Source organism: Streptomyces sp. SM1 (assembly GCF_002910825.1).
GTDB classification, from domain to species: Bacteria; Actinomycetota; Actinomycetes; order Streptomycetales; family Streptomycetaceae; genus Streptomyces; species Streptomyces okerensis.
In genome coordinates this window covers 1-15,232 of record NZ_NEUB01001006.1, presented here as the reverse complement: position 1 = coordinate 15,232, position 15,232 = coordinate 1, and the positions used below count along the sequence as shown (strand labels likewise).

12 protein-coding genes, 1 pseudogene and 1 riboswitch are annotated in these 15,232 nt (G+C 71.0%); of the genes and pseudogenes, 11 read left to right on the top strand and 2 right to left on the bottom strand.

All coding sequences use genetic code 11. From position 1 onward, the window contains the following. The 5 genes from ispG to B9S61_RS36140 all read left to right on the top strand — a co-directional run. Window positions 1-1,092, top strand: a 1,092-nt coding sequence (ispG, locus tag B9S61_RS36160) for a flavodoxin-dependent (E)-4-hydroxy-3-methylbut-2-enyl-diphosphate synthase (RefSeq protein ID WP_103545962.1), incomplete at its 5' end; no start/stop codon positions are given. Between the two features lie 31 nt (window positions 1,093-1,123). Then, entirely contained in the window at window positions 1,124-3,037 is a 1,914-nt protein-coding gene (dxs, locus tag B9S61_RS36155; RefSeq protein WP_103545960.1) for a 1-deoxy-D-xylulose-5-phosphate synthase, read from the top strand. Further along, entirely contained in the window at window positions 3,034-4,449 is a 1,416-nt protein-coding gene (locus tag B9S61_RS36150) for an aspartate aminotransferase family protein (protein ID WP_103545959.1), read from the top strand. Before dxs ends, B9S61_RS36150 begins: the two co-directional genes overlap by 4 nt. A gap of 73 nt (window positions 4,450-4,522) precedes the next feature. Continuing rightward, window positions 4,523-5,137: a helix-turn-helix domain-containing protein gene (locus B9S61_RS36145; RefSeq protein WP_103545958.1), complete on the top strand. Its 615-nt coding sequence runs from the start codon at window positions 4,523-4,525 to the stop codon at window positions 5,135-5,137. Then, complete coding sequence (locus tag B9S61_RS36140; protein ID WP_103545957.1) at window positions 5,134-5,262, top strand: DUF6126 family protein; 129 nt, start codon at window positions 5,134-5,136, stop codon at window positions 5,260-5,262. Before B9S61_RS36145 ends, B9S61_RS36140 begins: the two co-directional genes overlap by 4 nt. A 34-nt stretch (window positions 5,263-5,296) precedes the next feature. Here B9S61_RS36140 and B9S61_RS36135 read toward each other — a convergent pair whose 3' ends face one another. Then, window positions 5,297-6,094 carry a tyrosine-protein phosphatase gene (locus B9S61_RS36135; RefSeq protein WP_103545956.1) on the bottom strand — a complete coding sequence of 266 codons (798 nt, stop codon included), beginning with the start codon at window positions 6,092-6,094 and terminating at the stop codon, window positions 5,297-5,299. A 170-nt stretch (window positions 6,095-6,264) separates the two neighbouring features. Between B9S61_RS36135 and B9S61_RS36130 the strand changes: the two genes are divergently transcribed. The 6 genes from B9S61_RS36130 to B9S61_RS36105 all read left to right on the top strand — a co-directional run bounded on the left by B9S61_RS36130 (window position 6,265) and on the right by B9S61_RS36105 (window position 14,606). Then, window positions 6,265-8,349, top strand: a complete 2,085-nt coding sequence (locus tag B9S61_RS36130; RefSeq protein WP_103545955.1) for an alpha-galactosidase — start codon at window positions 6,265-6,267, stop codon at window positions 8,347-8,349. A gap of 301 nt (window positions 8,350-8,650) precedes the next feature. Then, window positions 8,651-8,815, top strand: a riboswitch (cyclic di-AMP (ydaO/yuaA leader). 4 nt (window positions 8,816-8,819) lie between these two features. Further along, the gene (locus B9S61_RS36125) at window positions 8,820-9,809 is read left to right on the top strand and encodes a LysM peptidoglycan-binding domain-containing M23 family metallopeptidase (RefSeq protein WP_103545954.1); all 990 of its coding nucleotides are present in this window, start codon (window positions 8,820-8,822) and stop codon (window positions 9,807-9,809) included. A gap of 204 nt (window positions 9,810-10,013) precedes the next feature. After that, entirely contained in the window at window positions 10,014-10,799 is a 786-nt protein-coding gene (locus tag B9S61_RS36120) for an SGNH/GDSL hydrolase family protein (RefSeq protein WP_103545953.1), read from the top strand. A 25-nt stretch (window positions 10,800-10,824) separates the two neighbouring features. After that, window positions 10,825-11,280, top strand: coding sequence for a GNAT family N-acetyltransferase (locus B9S61_RS36115; RefSeq protein ID WP_103545961.1), 456 nt, complete (start codon window positions 10,825-10,827; stop codon window positions 11,278-11,280). Window positions 11,281-11,429: 149 nt separating this feature from the next. Further along, window positions 11,430-12,542, top strand: coding sequence for an MBL fold metallo-hydrolase (locus tag B9S61_RS36110; RefSeq protein ID WP_103545952.1), 1,113 nt, complete (start codon window positions 11,430-11,432; stop codon window positions 12,540-12,542). A gap of 243 nt (window positions 12,543-12,785) precedes the next feature. Continuing rightward, window positions 12,786-14,606: a hypothetical protein gene (locus B9S61_RS36105; RefSeq protein WP_258040040.1), complete on the top strand. Its 1,821-nt coding sequence runs from the start codon at window positions 12,786-12,788 to the stop codon at window positions 14,604-14,606. Between the two features lie 61 nt (window positions 14,607-14,667). Here the strand turns inward: B9S61_RS36105 and B9S61_RS36100 are convergent. Further along, a pseudogene (locus tag B9S61_RS36100) lies at window positions 14,668-15,232 on the bottom strand (hypothetical protein); the annotation flags it as partial.

Here is a 15,232-nt window from a genome sequence, read left to right as displayed (position 1 = left end):
CGGTGGATCCAGGTCGGGTCCGTGGCGGTGGGCGGGGACGCCCCCGTGTCCGTGCAGTCGATGACGACGACGCGTACGTCCGATGTCGGGGCGACGCTTCAGCAGATCGCGGAGCTGACCGCTTCCGGCTGCCAGATCGTGCGGGTGGCCTGTCCCACGCAGGACGACGCGGACGCGCTGGCGACCATCGCCCGCAAGTCGCAGATCCCGGTGATCGCGGACATCCATTTCCAGCCGAAGTACGTGTTCGCGGCGATCGAGGCCGGGTGTGCGGCGGTGCGGGTGAATCCGGGGAACATCAAGCAGTTCGACGACAAGGTCAAGGAGATCGCCCGGGCGGCCAGGGACCACGGCACCCCGATCCGTATCGGTGTGAACGCCGGTTCGCTGGACCGGCGTCTGCTGCAGAAGTACGGCAGGGCGACTCCCGAGGCGCTGGCCGAGTCGGCCCTGTGGGAGGCGTCCCTCTTCGAGGAGCACGACTTCCGGGACATCAAGATCTCCGTCAAGCACAACGACCCGGTCGTGATGGTCGAGGCCTACCGTCAGCTGGCCGCCCAGTGCGACTACCCGCTGCACCTCGGCGTCACGGAGGCAGGCCCGGCCTTCCAGGGCACGATCAAGTCGGCGGTCGCCTTCGGGGCGCTGCTGTCGCAGGGCATCGGGGACACCATCCGGGTCTCGCTGTCGGCTCCGCCGGTGGAGGAGATCAAGGTGGGGATCCAGATCCTGCAGTCGCTGGGGCTCAGGGAGCGGCGGCTGGAGATCGTCTCGTGTCCGTCCTGCGGCCGCGCCCAGGTCGATGTGTACAAGCTGGCGGAAGAGGTCACGGCGGGGCTGGAGGGTATGGAGGTTCCGTTGCGGGTGGCTGTCATGGGCTGTGTCGTCAACGGGCCGGGTGAGGCCCGGGAGGCCGATCTGGGTGTGGCCTCCGGCAACGGCAAGGGGCAGATCTTCGTGAAGGGTGAGGTCATCAAGACCGTTCCCGAGTCGAAGATCGTCGAGACGCTGATCGAGGAGGCGATGAAGATCGCCGAACAGATGGAGAAGGACGGCGCCGCGTCGGGGGAGCCGGCCGTCACCGTGAGCTGAACAGCACGGAACTTCCGAAGGGGGCCCGAGCGTGACGATACTGGAGAGCATCCGGCAACCACGCGACCTGAAGTCGCTGTCCGAAGCGCAGCTAGGCGAACTGTCCCACGAGATCCGGGAGTTCCTGGTGCACGCGGTCGCCAGGACCGGCGGCCATCTCGGACCCAACCTCGGGGTGGTGGAACTCACCGTCGCCCTGCACCGGGTCTTCGAGTCGCCCGTCGACCGCATCCTGTGGGACACCGGCCATCAGAGCTATGTCCACAAACTACTGACCGGGCGTCAGGACTTCTCCAAACTGCGCGGCAAGGGCGGCCTGTCCGGCTACCCCTCCCGTGCGGAGTCCGAGCACGACGTCATCGAGAACAGCCACGCCTCCACGGCCCTCGGCTGGGCCGACGGGCTGGCCAAGGCCCGCCAGGTGCGGGGGGAGAAGGGCCATGTCGTCGCGGTGATCGGCGACGGGGCCCTCACCGGTGGCATGGCCTGGGAGGCGCTCAACAACATCGCCGCCGCCAAGGACCGGCCGCTGATCGTCGTAGTCAACGACAACGAACGCTCCTACGCCCCCACCATCGGCGGACTCGCCGACCACCTCGCGACCCTGCGCACCACCGACAGCTACGAACGCGTGCTGGCCTGGGGCAAGGACGTGCTCCAGCGCACCCCCGTGGTGGGCCGCACCGTCTACGAGGCGCTGCACGGCGCGAAGAAGGGCTTCAAGGACGCCTTCGCCCCGCAGGGCCTCTTCGAGGACCTCGGCCTGAAGTACCTCGGCCCGATCGACGGCCACGACATCAGGGCCGTGGAGTCCGCGCTGCGCCGCGCCAAACGGTTCCACGGACCCGTCCTGGTCCACTGCCTCACCGAGAAGGGCCGCGGCTACGAGCCGGCCCTCGCCCACGAGGAGGACCACTTCCACACCGTCGGTGTGATGGACCCGCTCACCTGCGCGCCCCTCGCCCCGCCCGGCGGTCCTTCCTGGACCTCCGTCTTCGGCGAGGAGATCGTGCGGATCGGCGAGGAGCGCGAGGACGTGGTGGCGATCACCGCCGCCATGCTGCGTCCGGTCGGCCTCGGCGCCTTCGCCGAGAGGTTCCCGGACCGGGTCTGGGACGTCGGCATCGCCGAACAGCACGCGGCGGTCTCCGCGGCCGGCCTGGCGACCGGCGGCCTGCACCCGGTCGTGGCCGTCTACGCCACCTTCCTCAACCGTGCCTTCGACCAGCTGCTGATGGACGTGGCGCTGCACCGTTGCGGGGTGACCTTCGTCCTGGACCGGGCGGGTGTCACCGGCGTCGACGGGCCCTCGCACAACGGCATGTGGGACCTGTCCGTCCTCCAGGCCGTCCCCGGCCTGCGGATCGCCGCGCCCCGCGACGCCGGCCAGCTCCGTGCCCAGCTGCGCGAGGCGGTCGCCGTCGACGACGCGCCCACCCTGCTGCGGTTCCCCAAGGAGTCGGCCGGCCCGGAGATCCCTGCGACGGCCCGCGTCGGGGGCATGGACGTACTGCACCGGGCGGACCGTCCCGAGGTGCTGCTGGTGGCCGTCGGCGTGATGGCGCCGGTCTGTCTCGGGACCGCCGAACTGCTCGAAGCGCGCGGCGTCGGGTGCACGGTGGTCGACCCCCGCTGGGTCAAACCGGTCGACCCGGCCCTCCCCGAACTGGCCGCCGGACACCGCATGGTGGCCGTCGTCGAGGACAACAGCCGCGCGGCCGGGGTGGGTTCGGCGGTGGCGCTGGCACTGGGCGATGCCGATGTCGACGTGCCCGTACGGCGCTTCGGCATTCCGGAGCAGTTCCTGGCGCACGCCAGACGCGGTGAGGTGCTCGCCGACATCGGTCTCACGCCCGTCGAGATCGCCGGACGGATCAGCGCGGGCCTCGCCGTCGGCGACGCGCTCACGACCCAGTCACAGGACCCACAGGAGCAACAGGCATGACCACCGCGGAGTCCGCGTCGGACACGTCGCACACGGGGGAGTTCGACCTCGGCGCGCTGCTGGCCGAGCGCGGGGCCGAGCGCTACGAGCTGCACACCCGGTACCTCAACCACCAGCTCCCGCGCATGCTGCACACCATCGGCTTCGACAAGGTCTACGAGCGCGCCGAGGGCGCCCACTTCTGGGACGCCGACGGCAACGACCACCTGGACATGCTCGCCGGGTTCGGGGTGATGGGCCTCGGCCGCCACCATCCGGTGGTCCGCAAGGCGCTGCACGACGTCCTGGACGCCTCGCTCGCCGACCTCACCCGCTTCGACTGCCCGCCGCTGCCCGGCCTGCTGGCCGAGAAGCTGCTCGCGCACAGCCCCCACCTGGACCGGGTGTTCTTCGGCAACAGCGGCACCGAGGCGGTCGAAGGCGCCCTCAAGTTCGCCCGCTGCGCAACCGGCAGGCCGCGCGTCCTGTACTGCGAGCACGCCTTCCACGGCCTGACCACCGGCTCCCTGTCGGTCAACGGCGAGTCCGGCTTCCGCGACGGCTTCGCCCCGCTGCTGCCGGACACGGCCGTACCGCTCGGCGACCTCGAGGCCCTGGAACGGGAACTGCGCAGGGGCGACGTGGCCGCGCTGATCGTGGAGCCGGTCCAGGGCAAGGGCGTGCACGAGGCGCCGCCCGGCTATCTGCGCGCCGCGCAGGAACTGCTGCACCGGCACAAGGCCCTGCTGATCGCCGACGAGGTGCAGACCGGACTGGGCAGGACCGGCGACTTCTACGCCTACCAGCACGAGCCGGGGGTCGAGCCGGACCTGATCTGCGTGGCCAAGGCACTCTCCGGAGGCTATGTGCCGGTGGGCGCCACCATCGGCAAGGACTGGATCTTCCGGAAGGTCTACTCGTCGATGGACCGGGTGCTGGTCCACTCGGCCAGCTTCGGGGCCAACGCCCAGGCCATGGCGGCGGGTCTCGCGGTGCTGTCGGTCATGGAGGACGAGCAGATCGTCGCCCATGTCCGGAGCACCGGTGAGCTGCTGCGGAGCCGGCTGGCCGCACTGACGGACAGGTACGAACTGCTCGCCGACGTCCGCGGCCGGGGTCTGATGATCGGCATCGAGTTCGGCCGGCCCCGGTCGCTGAAGCTGCGCTCGCGCTGGACCATGCTCCAGGCCGCCCGTAAGGGGCTCTTCGCGCAGATGGTGGTCGTGCCGCTGCTGCAACGGCACCGGATCCTCACTCAGGTGTCCGGCGACCACATGGAGGTGATCAAGCTGATCCCGCCGCTGATCATCGACGAGGGGGACGTGGACCGGTTCGTGAACGCCTTCACCGCCGTGATGGACGACGCGCACGACGGCGGACTGATCTGGGACTTCGGCAGGACGCTGATGAAACAGGCGGTCGCGAACCGCTGACCGCACCGGACGGGGACTTTGCCTCTGAGGCAACGGAATTGCCTCCGGGGCAAATCTCCGGCTCAATGGGGGCATGAGCCCCTCCGAGACCGGGCCGCCGGCCGGCGCGCTCCCCGCGGTCGCCCCGCAGCTGCGCTCCCTGCGGCGCCGGGCCTCCCTGACCCTGGAGGCGGCCGCCCGCGACGCCGGTCTGTCGCCCGCCCATCTCTCCCGGCTGGAGACCGGGCAGCGTCAGCCCTCACTGCCGATGCTGCTCTCCCTCGCCCGCGTCTACGGTACGACGGTCTCCGAGCTGCTCGGCGAGACGCCCGCCGAGCGGAACGCCGTGGTGCGCGCCGCCGACATGGACTCCACGGCGGCGGGCGGCTGGACCTACTGGCCGGCCGGCGCGCCGGGCCGCGGCATGCAGGCCCTGCGGGTCCATGTGCCGCACGGTTCCCAGGGCGACATCGTGCGCGTCCATCCCGGCGAGGAGTGGCTGTACGTCCTCAGGGGGCGGCTGCGGCTGCGCCTCGGGGACACCCCGCACCGGCTGGCCCCGGGCGACAGCGCGCACTTCGACTCGCTGACTCCGCACCGCATCGCCGCCGAGGACCCCGACGGGGTCGAGCTGCTGTTCGTACATACACTGCTGCAGAGTCCCACGGCCGCGTTGTGCCTGGGCCCGATCCACGGAGGCACGACATGACCGGCAAGGACATGGAGGAGAAGCTGCCCCGCGCCATGTGGGTGCGGCTGTTCATCTACGTGGTGGTGGGGCACGTCCTGGCGGCCTTCATCTACTTCCTGTTCGAGGTGGCCCCCAAGAAGTAGGGGCCCGGTCCGGACACCGGGCCCCGTCCCGGCGTCAGTCGAGCATGCGCTCGCGCAGCCGCTCCCGGTGCCCGGTGGTGAGCCCGAGGCCCTGCTCCAGATAGGGGTCCACGCCGCCCCAGGTCTCCTCGACGGTGTCGAAGGCGGCCGACAGATACTCCGCCCGCGCGTCGAACAGGGGGTCCAGCAGCTCCATGACCTCGGGGGAGTAGGCCGAGGCGGAGCCGCCGCTGCGGTGCACCTTGTAGCGGCGGTGCTTGGCGCTGGACTTCAGGTAGTCGTCGACGATCGCGTCGCGTTCGACGCCCAGGGCGAGCAGCGTCACCGCCACCGACAGTCCCGCGCGGTCCTTGCCCGCCGCGCAGTGCATCAGCGCGGGGACGCTGTCCTCGGCGAGCGAGCGCAGCACCCGGGCGTGCTCGGCGGTGCGCTCCTGGATGATCAGGCGGTAGGAGCTGATCATCCGGTGCGCGCCCTTGCCGTCCGCGAGGATCGAGCGCAGCTGGTCCAGGTCGCCGTCGCGGACCATCTTCCAGAACTCGGCGCCGTCGGCCGGGTCGCTGAGCGGCAGGTTCACATTGCGCACGCCCGGCAGCTCGACGTCCGCCCCCTCCAGCTTCTGGTCGGCCGCGTTGCGGAAGTCGAAGACCGTGTGCAGCCCGAGGGAGGACAGGAAGACGGCGTCCTCCGCGGTCGCGTGGGCGAGGTGACCGCTGCGGAACAGCACCCCGTGCCGCACCCGCCGTCCGTCCACCGTCGGCAGTCCGCCCACGTCGCGGAAGTTGCGTACTCCGGTCAGCTCGGGTTCGGTCGACGGGATCTGCTGCGTCACGAAGGACTCCTCCCACTCGGCGCCGCCGCCGCGGCTCGCCGGCGGACACCACTCGACGATACGACATGCCTGCCTGGGGCAATGAGTTGTCCACAGGCCTTGCCCGGCCACTCCGCTCCGCTGATGATGTTGGTGTCTGATCGCATCTGTTCGGGCCTGTTGGAGGTTCGGTGACGCATGTCTCTGAGGACGGCCGTACATGGCTTCTGTCGGGGCCGGCCGGCAGCTACGCGCTCCATGTCACGGACCGGGACGAACTGGTGCATCTGCACTGGGGCCCGAGGACCGGGCCCGCCGACGCGGAGGCTCTCGCCGCCCGTCCGCTGCCCGAGGACTGGCCGTTCGAGTCCCGCCTCGACGGGCGCGAGGAGTACCCGGTGGAGGGCGGTCCCCGGTTCGTCCGGCCCGCCCTGTCCGTGCGCGCCGGCGACGGGCGGCGCGGCACCGAGTGGACCTTCGAGGGGTACGAGACCGGCGACGACGGCCTCCGTCTGCGCTTTCGCGACGGGGACCTGACCGTCACGCTGCACTACCGGATGCGCGGCGACGTGATCGAGCGCTGGGCGGTCCTGCACAACCGGGAGCCGGCGGCCGAACTGCTGCGCGCCGACTCCGCCACCTGGACCCTGCCCGACCGGGAGAACTGGCGGCTGTCCCAGCTGCACGGGCGCTGGGCCGCGGAATCCCGGCTGATCCGCTCCCCGCTCACCCTCGGCGAGACGGTCGTCGGCAGCCGCCGCGGCCACACCGGACGCCAGCACCTGCCCTGGGTCGCTCTCGACACCGACGCGACCGAGGAGCGCGGCGAGGTCTACGGCTGCGCCCTCGGCTGGTCGGGGTCCTGGCGCATCTCCGTGGCGCAGCTCCCCGACGCGCGCGTGCAGATCACCGGCGGCGCGGGACACGACGACTCCGGCCTGCTGATGCTGGGTACGGGCGAGACGTACGTCACACCCGTCTTCGCCGGTCTCTGGAGCGACCAGGGCTTCGGCGGCGCCAGCCGGGCCTGGCACGCCTACCAGCGGGCGCATGTCGTCCCGGACGCGGACCGGGACCGGCCGGTGCTGTTCAACTCCTGGGAGGCCACCGGATTCGACATCTCCGAGGAGCGGCAGCGGGTGCTCGCCGAGCGGGCCGCCGCGATGGGCGTCGAGCTGTTCGTGGTCGACGACGGCTGGTTCGGCGCCCGTACCGGCGACCGGGCCGGGCTCGGCGACTGGACACCGAACCCCGGCCGCTTCCCGGGCGGCCTGAAACCCCTCGCCGACCATGTGCACCGGCCCGGGATGGGTTTCGGCATCTGGGTCGAGCCGGAGATGGTCAACCCGGACAGCGACCTGTACCGCGCGCACCCCGACTGGGTGCAGTTCCAGCCGGGCCGCCGGCGTACGGAGTTCCGTAACCAGCTGGTGCTCAACCTCGCGCGGGACGACGTCCGGGAGTACCTGTGGGAGCGGCTCGACGCGCTGCTCTCCAGCGCCCCGGTCGACTATGTGAAATGGGACTTCAGCCGTTGCTTCACCGACGCAGGATGGCCGGACGACCCGTACCCGCAGCGGCTGTGGACCGACCACGTGCGCGGGCTGTACGCGCTGCTGGACCGGCTGCGGGCGGCGCATCCCGGCGTGGCCTTCGAGTCCTGCTCGGGCGGCGGGGGCCGGATCGACCTGGGCATCCTCTCCCGCACCGACCAGGTGTGGACCTCGGACAACACCGACCCGCTGGACCGGCTCGCCATTCAGCACGGCTTCAGTCAGCTCCACCCGGCCCGGGTCATGGCCGCGTGGGTCACGGACAGCCCGAACGTGATGCTCAACGGACGGGTCAGTTCGCTGCGCTTCCGGTTCGTCGGCGCCATGGCCGGGGTCCTGGGAGTCGGCGGTGACCTCGCGCGGTGGACGCAGGAGGAGCGGGCGGAGGCGCGGGAGTGGGTGGCGCTCTACAAGGAGATCAGGTCCGTCGTGCAGCGCGGGGACCTGTACCGGCTGCGCCCGCCGGAGGGCGGGCTGAGCGCGGTGCAGTACGTCCTCGGTGACGAGACCGTTGTCCTCGCCTGCCTTCAGGCGCAGCACTTCGGGGAACCCGTTCCCGCCCTCCGGCTGCGCGGCCTCGACCCGGGCGCCACGTACAAATGCCGCGATACGGGCGAAGTGCACCGGGGTGCGGTGCTGTTGCACCACGGGCTGGGTACCGGTCTGCGGGGGGATCCGGATGCCGCGGTGTTCCGGCTGCGCCGTCTGCGATCGACCGATTAAGGCGTTCTGTCCGATTAGCATCTTTGGGCATAACATGCCCCGATAGAAAGCGAGATGGGGAGGGGCGCGTGAGCATCGTCATATCGGTGACGATGTGTTGTCGCCATGTTCACGTAATTCGACGGAACAGCAAGGGAATTCGCGGGGGTATCTGAATCGCGGTCGACGCTCGGTGACGTCGATTCCTCCTGTGGATCACGGAAAAGCCGCGTTCGCGGGGAACCTCCGCTTGTCCCGTCCCGTCCGGGTCGCTTACGTTCCCAAGCGATCCGGACGGACGCCTAATCCTGCCGCCGCCCGGAGCCCGCACACACCCACCCGTGTACGGCAGGAGCGGGGGACCCACAGGTACGACTGCCTGTTCCGGTCTCCGGAACGGCTCAGGGGTTAAGTCGCGTGAAATCGCGGCCGGGCATCTCCAGCCCGAACCCGACAGCTCACCTCGTAGGCGCCGGAGACAGGAATTCGTCATGCCCGCGAAGGGTAAGCACCGCCGTACCAAGGCTCAGCGTTTCACCCGTTCCATCGCCGTCGTCGGAACCGGTGGCGCCGCACTCGCCCTGCCGCTTCTCGGTGCCACCGGCGCGAACGCCGCCACGCCGCAGACGGCCCCCGAGAAGACCGTCCAGTCCCTTTCCGCGGGCGGCCACAAGGCCACCGCAGACAAGGGCGGCGAGGCCCGCACCTACACCGTGAAGGCCGGCGACTACCTCGCGAAGATCGCCGAGGCGGAGCACGTCGACGGTGGCTGGACGCAGCTCTACGCGGACAACCTCCAGGCCGTCGGTGACGACCCGTCGCTGATCCACCCCGGTCTGAAGCTCTCCGTCGACGGCAAGGCCGCCGCGAGCGCGCCGAAGAAGTCCGCCGCGCCCGCCAAGCCGAAGTCCGCCAAGCCGAAGTCCGCCAAGCCGAAGTCCGCCAAGCCGAAGTCCGCCGCGCCCAAGGCCGCCGCGCCGAAGGCCGAGAAGCCCGCCGAGAAGCCGGCGCAGCAGTCGTCCGAGCAGTCCGCCCCGGCGGCCTCCACCCGGACGACGGCGAACCAGTCCGCCTCCGGCTTCAGCTCCCCGGTGCCCGGCGGCGGTGTCGGCACCGCCTACAAGGTGGCCGGCAGCATGTGGTCCAGCGGCTACCACACCGGTGTCGACTTCAGCGTCCCGACCGGCACCTCCCTGAAGGCCGTCGGCTCCGGCACGGTCGTCTCCGCGGGCTGGGCCGGCGCGTACGGCAACCAGGTCGTCATCCAGCTCGCCGACGGCCACTACGCCCAGTACGCCCACCTGTCCTCGCTCTCCGTCTCGGCCGGCCAGAGCGTGACCGGCGGCCAGCAGGTCGGCCTCTCCGGCTCGACCGGCAACTCGACCGGACCGCACCTGCACTTCGAGATCCGCACCAGCCCGAACTACGGCTCGGACGTGGACCCGGTCTCCTACCTCCGCTCGAAGGGCGTCTCCCTCTGACACCCGCGGAACCTTCCTGACACGCGCGCCGAAGGCCGGACCCCGATCCCCGGGTCCGGCCCTCGGTGTATTCCGGAATGGGCCAACCTATTGACAGTGGCTTATCTCACCGCGCGTCAACCCTTTCCTACGGTCGCGTAGGTCACATCAGAAGGTGAATCATGACCTGCTGTGGCAAACGATTCGAAGAGTGACAGCAGAAGAGTGATCGGGTCGTACGTGGCGGTGGGGGACAGCTTCACCGAGGGTGTCGGCGACCCCGGCCCCGGCGGTGCGTTCGTCGGCTGGGCCGACCGGTTCGCCGTGCTTCTCGCCGACCGCCGGCCCGAAGGCGCTTTCGCGTACACCAACCTCGCCGTGCGCGGAAAACTGCTGGACCAGATCATGGCGGACCAGCTCCCCAGGGCGGTGGAACTCGCCCCCGACCTGGTCTCGTTCTGCGCGGGCGGGAACGACATTCTCCGTCCGGGCAGCGACCCGGACGAGGTGGCGACGCGTTTCGAGCGCGCGATCGCCGCGCTCACGGCCGCGTCCGGCACCGTGCTGGTGACGACCGGGTTCGACACCCGCGGCGTGCCCCTCCTCCGGCATCTGCGCGGCAAGATCGCCACCTACAACGGGCATGTGCGGGCCGTCGCCGACCGCTACGGCTGCCCGGTGCTCGACCTGTGGTCCCTCAGGAGCGTCCAGGACCGCAGGGCCTGGGACACCGACCGGCTGCACCTGTCGCCCGAGGGACACACACGGGTGGCGCTCCGCGCGGGACTGGCCCTCGGCCTGGAGATCCCCGCCGACCCGGAGCAGCCCTGGCCGCCCCTGCCGCCCCGCGGCGCCCTCGAGGTCCGCCGGGACGACGTGCAGTGGGCCCGTGAGTACCTGGTGCCGTGGATCGGCCGCCGGCTGCGCGGCGAGTCCTCCGGCGACCACGTGACCGCCAAGGGCACGCTGTCGCCGGACGACATCAAGGTCCGGATCGCCTCCGTGGCGTGAGGTCCCGCGCGGTAGCGTGGCGGTCGTGGGGGACTGGAACACGCGGCCGGCGGCGCGGACGGACGTCGAGGCGGTGGCCGGGCTGCGGGCGGTGGTGCTGCGCGCGGACCTGGAACGGCTCGGGCGGTACGACGGCCACCGGGTGCGGCAGCGGCTGCGCGACGGATTCGACCCCGGCCACACCTGGGTGATCGAGGTGGCGGGCGCCTTCGCCGGCTGCGTGGCCCTGCGCCCCGACGGGGACTGCCACCGGCTGGAGCACTTCTACCTGGCCCCCGGGCATCAGGGCGGCGGCATCGGTTCCGGCGTGCTGGGCGCACTCCTGGAGCGGTGCGACCGCGACGGCACCGTCGTGCGGCTGAACGTGCTGCGGGGCAGCCCGGCCCGGCGGCTGTACGAGCGGCACGGATTCGCCGTGGAGACCCGGGACGGGGTGGACGTGTTCATGGTGCGCCGGCCGTCTCCCGGTTCCCGGCCGTGACGGCACCGCGGCGCCGCCACGGCCGCACATAATGGAATGTCTGACCGACTCCACCTGGAGGTACCGTGGCCGGTTCACCATTGCGGGGCCCGGGGTTCCGTGCCCTGCGCCCCGAGGCCTTCGGGGGCGCGTACCCGAGTGGCGAGCGCATGGCCCGCATCCGCAGATCCCCGCACTTCAAGGACGGCGTCTTCCAGAACCCGGGCGGCACCGCCCGGACCCGTCCCTCGGGCTCGGCCCGGGACCTGGCGAAGGCCTACTTCGACAAGGACGGCCGGTCCCGCCGCGCCCCGCACGGCGACATCCCGGTGCACCCCACCACCCTCGCCGACCTCTCCCGCCCGCCCGCCACGGGTCTGCGCCTGACCTGGATGGGCCACTCCGGCGTCCTCGTGGAGATCGACGGCCACCGGGTGCTGTTCGACCCCGTCTGGGGCGAACGCTGCTCGCCCCTTCCCTTCGTCGGACCCAAGCGGCTGCACCCGGTACCCCTGCCGCTGGCCGCGCTCGGCCCGGTCGACGTCGTCGTCATCTCCCACGACCACTACGACCACCTGGACCTGCCCACGATCAGGGCACTGGCCGGCACGGACACCCTGTTCGCCGTGCCCCTCGGGGTGGGCGCGCACCTGGAGCACTGGGGCGTGTCCGCGGACCGGCTGCGCGAGCTGGACTGGCACGAGACGACGAAGGCCGGCGGCCTCACCCTCACCGCCACCCCGGCCCGGCACTTCTGCGGCCGCGGACTGCGCAACACCCAGCACACCCTCTGGGCCTCCTGGGTGGTCACCGGCGAGGAGCACCGCGTCTACCACAGCGGTGACACCGGCTACTTCGACGGCTTCCGCGACATCGGCGCCGGCCACGGCCCGTTCGACGCGACGATGATCCAGGTCGGCGCCTACTCGGACTTCTGGCCGGACATCCACATGACGCCCGAGGAGGGGGTGCGGGCACATCTCGATCTCCAGGGCGGCGCGGCGGCCGGTGCGCTGCTGCCCATCCACTGGGGCACCTTCAACCTGGCGCCGCATCCGTGGGCCGAGCCCGCGGAGTGGATGGCGGATGTCGCGGGCGAGGCCGGGCAGGCGGTCGCGTTCCCCCGGCCCGGGGCACCGTTCGAACCGGCCGGGAGCCTGCCCACCGATCCCTGGTGGCGCGCCCTGTCCCGGCCCGTCCCGCGCGTGTGGGGCCGTCCCTCGCCGGGTGACGGTGCGCCGCAGCCGCGCGGTGGCGACCTCGACCTCGCGGGTGACCGCTGACACCGGAGGGCGTGCGGGGTGAGGCGGGCCGGTGCGGTGCCGGGCGGCCGTCCGGGGGAGGCGGTGGGACCGCCGCGGCCGGGGCGGTCCCGACCCTCGAACCGGTGCTCGAGTATGCAGTAACCTCGCTTCGGCTGCTGTTCTCCTGTGAACGCCCGGTTTCCCACGACGTCGGAGGAGTTTCCCGCGGAACGGCCGCACCTCCCAAGGTGGAATTCCGACACGACAAGGGGTCAGCAGTTCATGGAATCCAACCACGTCAGCCCGGCGAATCCGCACCCCGTGGACACTCTCCCCGTCGCATCGGAAAACTACCGGACCGCGACGATTCGCACCCCCGAGATCCGTATCGAGAAGTGGGGTAAATGGGAGATCGAGTACGAGTTCACGCCCGCCGCCGGTGACCACAGGGGCCTTCTCGTCGTCTTCTCCTCCGTGGGTTCGAAGTACGGATTCGGGAACGCGCTCTCGGGTGTCCAGTGCAACGTTCTGCGGATTCGCGACCGGTTCGACGGCGGCACGTCGTACTACGTCTGCCGGGACATGGACTTCTCCGTCTCCGACGCGGTCGAGGAGCTGATCTCCTCCTACGCGGAGAGGCTGGGCCAGTCGCGGGACTCCGTGGTGCTCGCCGGATCCTCCAAGGGAGGCAGCGCCGCCATCTTCTACGGGCTGAAGTACGGCTACCGGAACATCGTCGCCTCCACCCCGCAGTACTACATCGGCAGTTATTCGCAGGGGCACGGAGTGCTCGGCGCGTACGTTCTCGGCGAGGGGGAGCCGCAGGAGAACGTGGACAGGCTCGACGCCGTTCTGTCGACGCTGCTGGCCGAGGACGAGAACCACGACCGCAACATCTACCTCGTCTCGTCCACCCAGGATTACCAGTACGAGCAGGAAGTCGTGCACTTCCTGCCGGCCCTGCGGAAATACTCCAATTTCAACCTGTTCATGGTGCAGTCCCCCGCCTTCGTGAAGCACGCGGAGGTGACGCGGCAGGGCCTTTCGGTGATTCTGAGCGTCATCTACGCGCTGACCGAAGGCACCACTCCGAGGTGGGGCGAGGTCCAGGTCGGCTCCAGCGAGGTCGACGAGTCCGCCGCGTCCGCGTATCTGGCCGATCTCCGGGCGCGGGACACCGCGGCCGCCGTCCTGACCGGCGCCGCCCTCACCGGCCGGCAGGCCAGGCTGACGGGGCATGCCTTCCTGCCCGGCGCGGCCGCGGCCGCGGAGGAATCCGGGGACGGCGGGCCGCGGGAGACGAAGCAGCTCGTTCTGGTCCGGGACGGCGAGGCCTGGGTCACCGACGTGGACACCGTGCCGGTGGACCAGCTCTACCTCAAGTACTTCGAGAAGCACTTCGTCTCCTACGCGGACGGCGGGTTCGCCTGTGACGCGAAGGAACTGTTCGATTCACTGCCCGAGGGGGTGTACGACGCGTTCGCCCGGGTGAGGAGCGAGAGCGAGGGCATCGACCGGAGGGTTCCCCTGGTCACCTTCAACGCGATCGACCGCCGGAGCGCCTCCCGCGGATCCGAGGTCGTGCTCAAGGGCGACAAGAAGCGCGTCAGGCTGATCAAGCGCAGTCTCGTGGACGGCGCTCCCGGCGGCTCCGTCTTCTCGGTCAAGCGCTTCACCATGAACGGTCACCATCTCCGTGTGTACGGCGTCTACTTCCTCCCCGGCCGTAACGCGGACGGCAAGAACCACGCCACGTACTACCTGACGCTGCAGGGCGCGGACGGCGGCCACACCTTCGACCTGCAGCCCGTGCTGAGGACGGAGAAGGTCCGCCCCCACGTGAGCCCGGGCGACTTCGGCTCGTACGGATACGGGTTCTTCACCTCGCTGGACCCGACGGGTGTCGACCTCTCCGCACTTCCGCCGGGCAGCTACACGGTCCAGGTCTCGATGAGCGTCGGCGGCGGCCTGTTCACCCACCCGGCGGGCCGCGTCGAGCTGGGCCGGGACGGGGGCAAGGCGTTCCGCGACACGGCGGGAGCCGAGGGCGACGCCAGGACCGGCGCCCGCAGAAGCCTGCGGTCGAGACTCCGGCGTCTCTAGACCCGCGTCCCGGGTGAGGGGCCGCCGCAACCGTCGGCGCCCCCCCACCGGGACCCGGGATTCAGCTGCCGAGCGTGGCGCGCAGGCCCGGCTGGAGCCGGTCTGCGTGGGCCAGGACCATGTCGTCGCACAGTTGCCAGATCTGCTCGACGCGCAGCGCGGACGACGTCGCCGGGTCGACCATCGCGGCATGGCGGATGTGCCGTGGCTCGTTCTCCACCGCCCGCACCGGCTCGCACAGGTCGTGCACGGTCCAGTGCACCGAATGGCACAGCCCCACCACCCGGCGGAGCCCGGTGGCCCGGCTGAGGTACTCCACGTTCATGGCCATCGGGTTGGTGTAGTTGAGCAGCCAGGCGTCCGGGCACACCTCGGCCATGTCGTCGCCCAGCGCCCTCAGGAACGGAAGGGTGCGCAGGGCGCGGAAGATGCCGCCGATGCCCAGGGCGTCGCCGATGGTCTGCGCGACGCCGTAGCGGGCCGGCACCTCGAAGTCGGTCCGGGTGGCCTCGACCATGCCGATCTGGACGCAGTTGACGACGAAGTCGGCGTCGGCCAGCGCCGCGCGGCGGTCCGCGTGGGCGGTGATCGTCGGCGCGGCGCCGCGCCGGACGGCGATGTGGCGG

Bases quoted from the DNA above. Each gene is read 5' to 3' on its own strand.
- B9S61_RS36150 (WP_103545959.1), top strand. From the start codon at position 3,034: ATGACCACCGCGGAGTCCGCGTCGGACACGTCGCACACGGGGGAGTTC.
- B9S61_RS36145 (WP_103545958.1), top strand. From the start codon at position 4,523: ATGAGCCCCTCCGAGACCGGGCCGCCGGCCGGCGCGCTCCCCGCGGTC.
- B9S61_RS36140 (WP_103545957.1), top strand. From the start codon at position 5,134: ATGACCGGCAAGGACATGGAGGAGAAGCTGCCCCGCGCCATGTGGGTG.
- B9S61_RS36125 (WP_103545954.1), top strand. From the start codon at position 8,820: ATGCCCGCGAAGGGTAAGCACCGCCGTACCAAGGCTCAGCGTTTCACC.
- B9S61_RS36110 (WP_103545952.1), top strand. From the start codon at position 11,430: ATGGCCCGCATCCGCAGATCCCCGCACTTCAAGGACGGCGTCTTCCAG.
- B9S61_RS36105 (WP_258040040.1), top strand. From the start codon at position 12,786: ATGGAATCCAACCACGTCAGCCCGGCGAATCCGCACCCCGTGGACACT.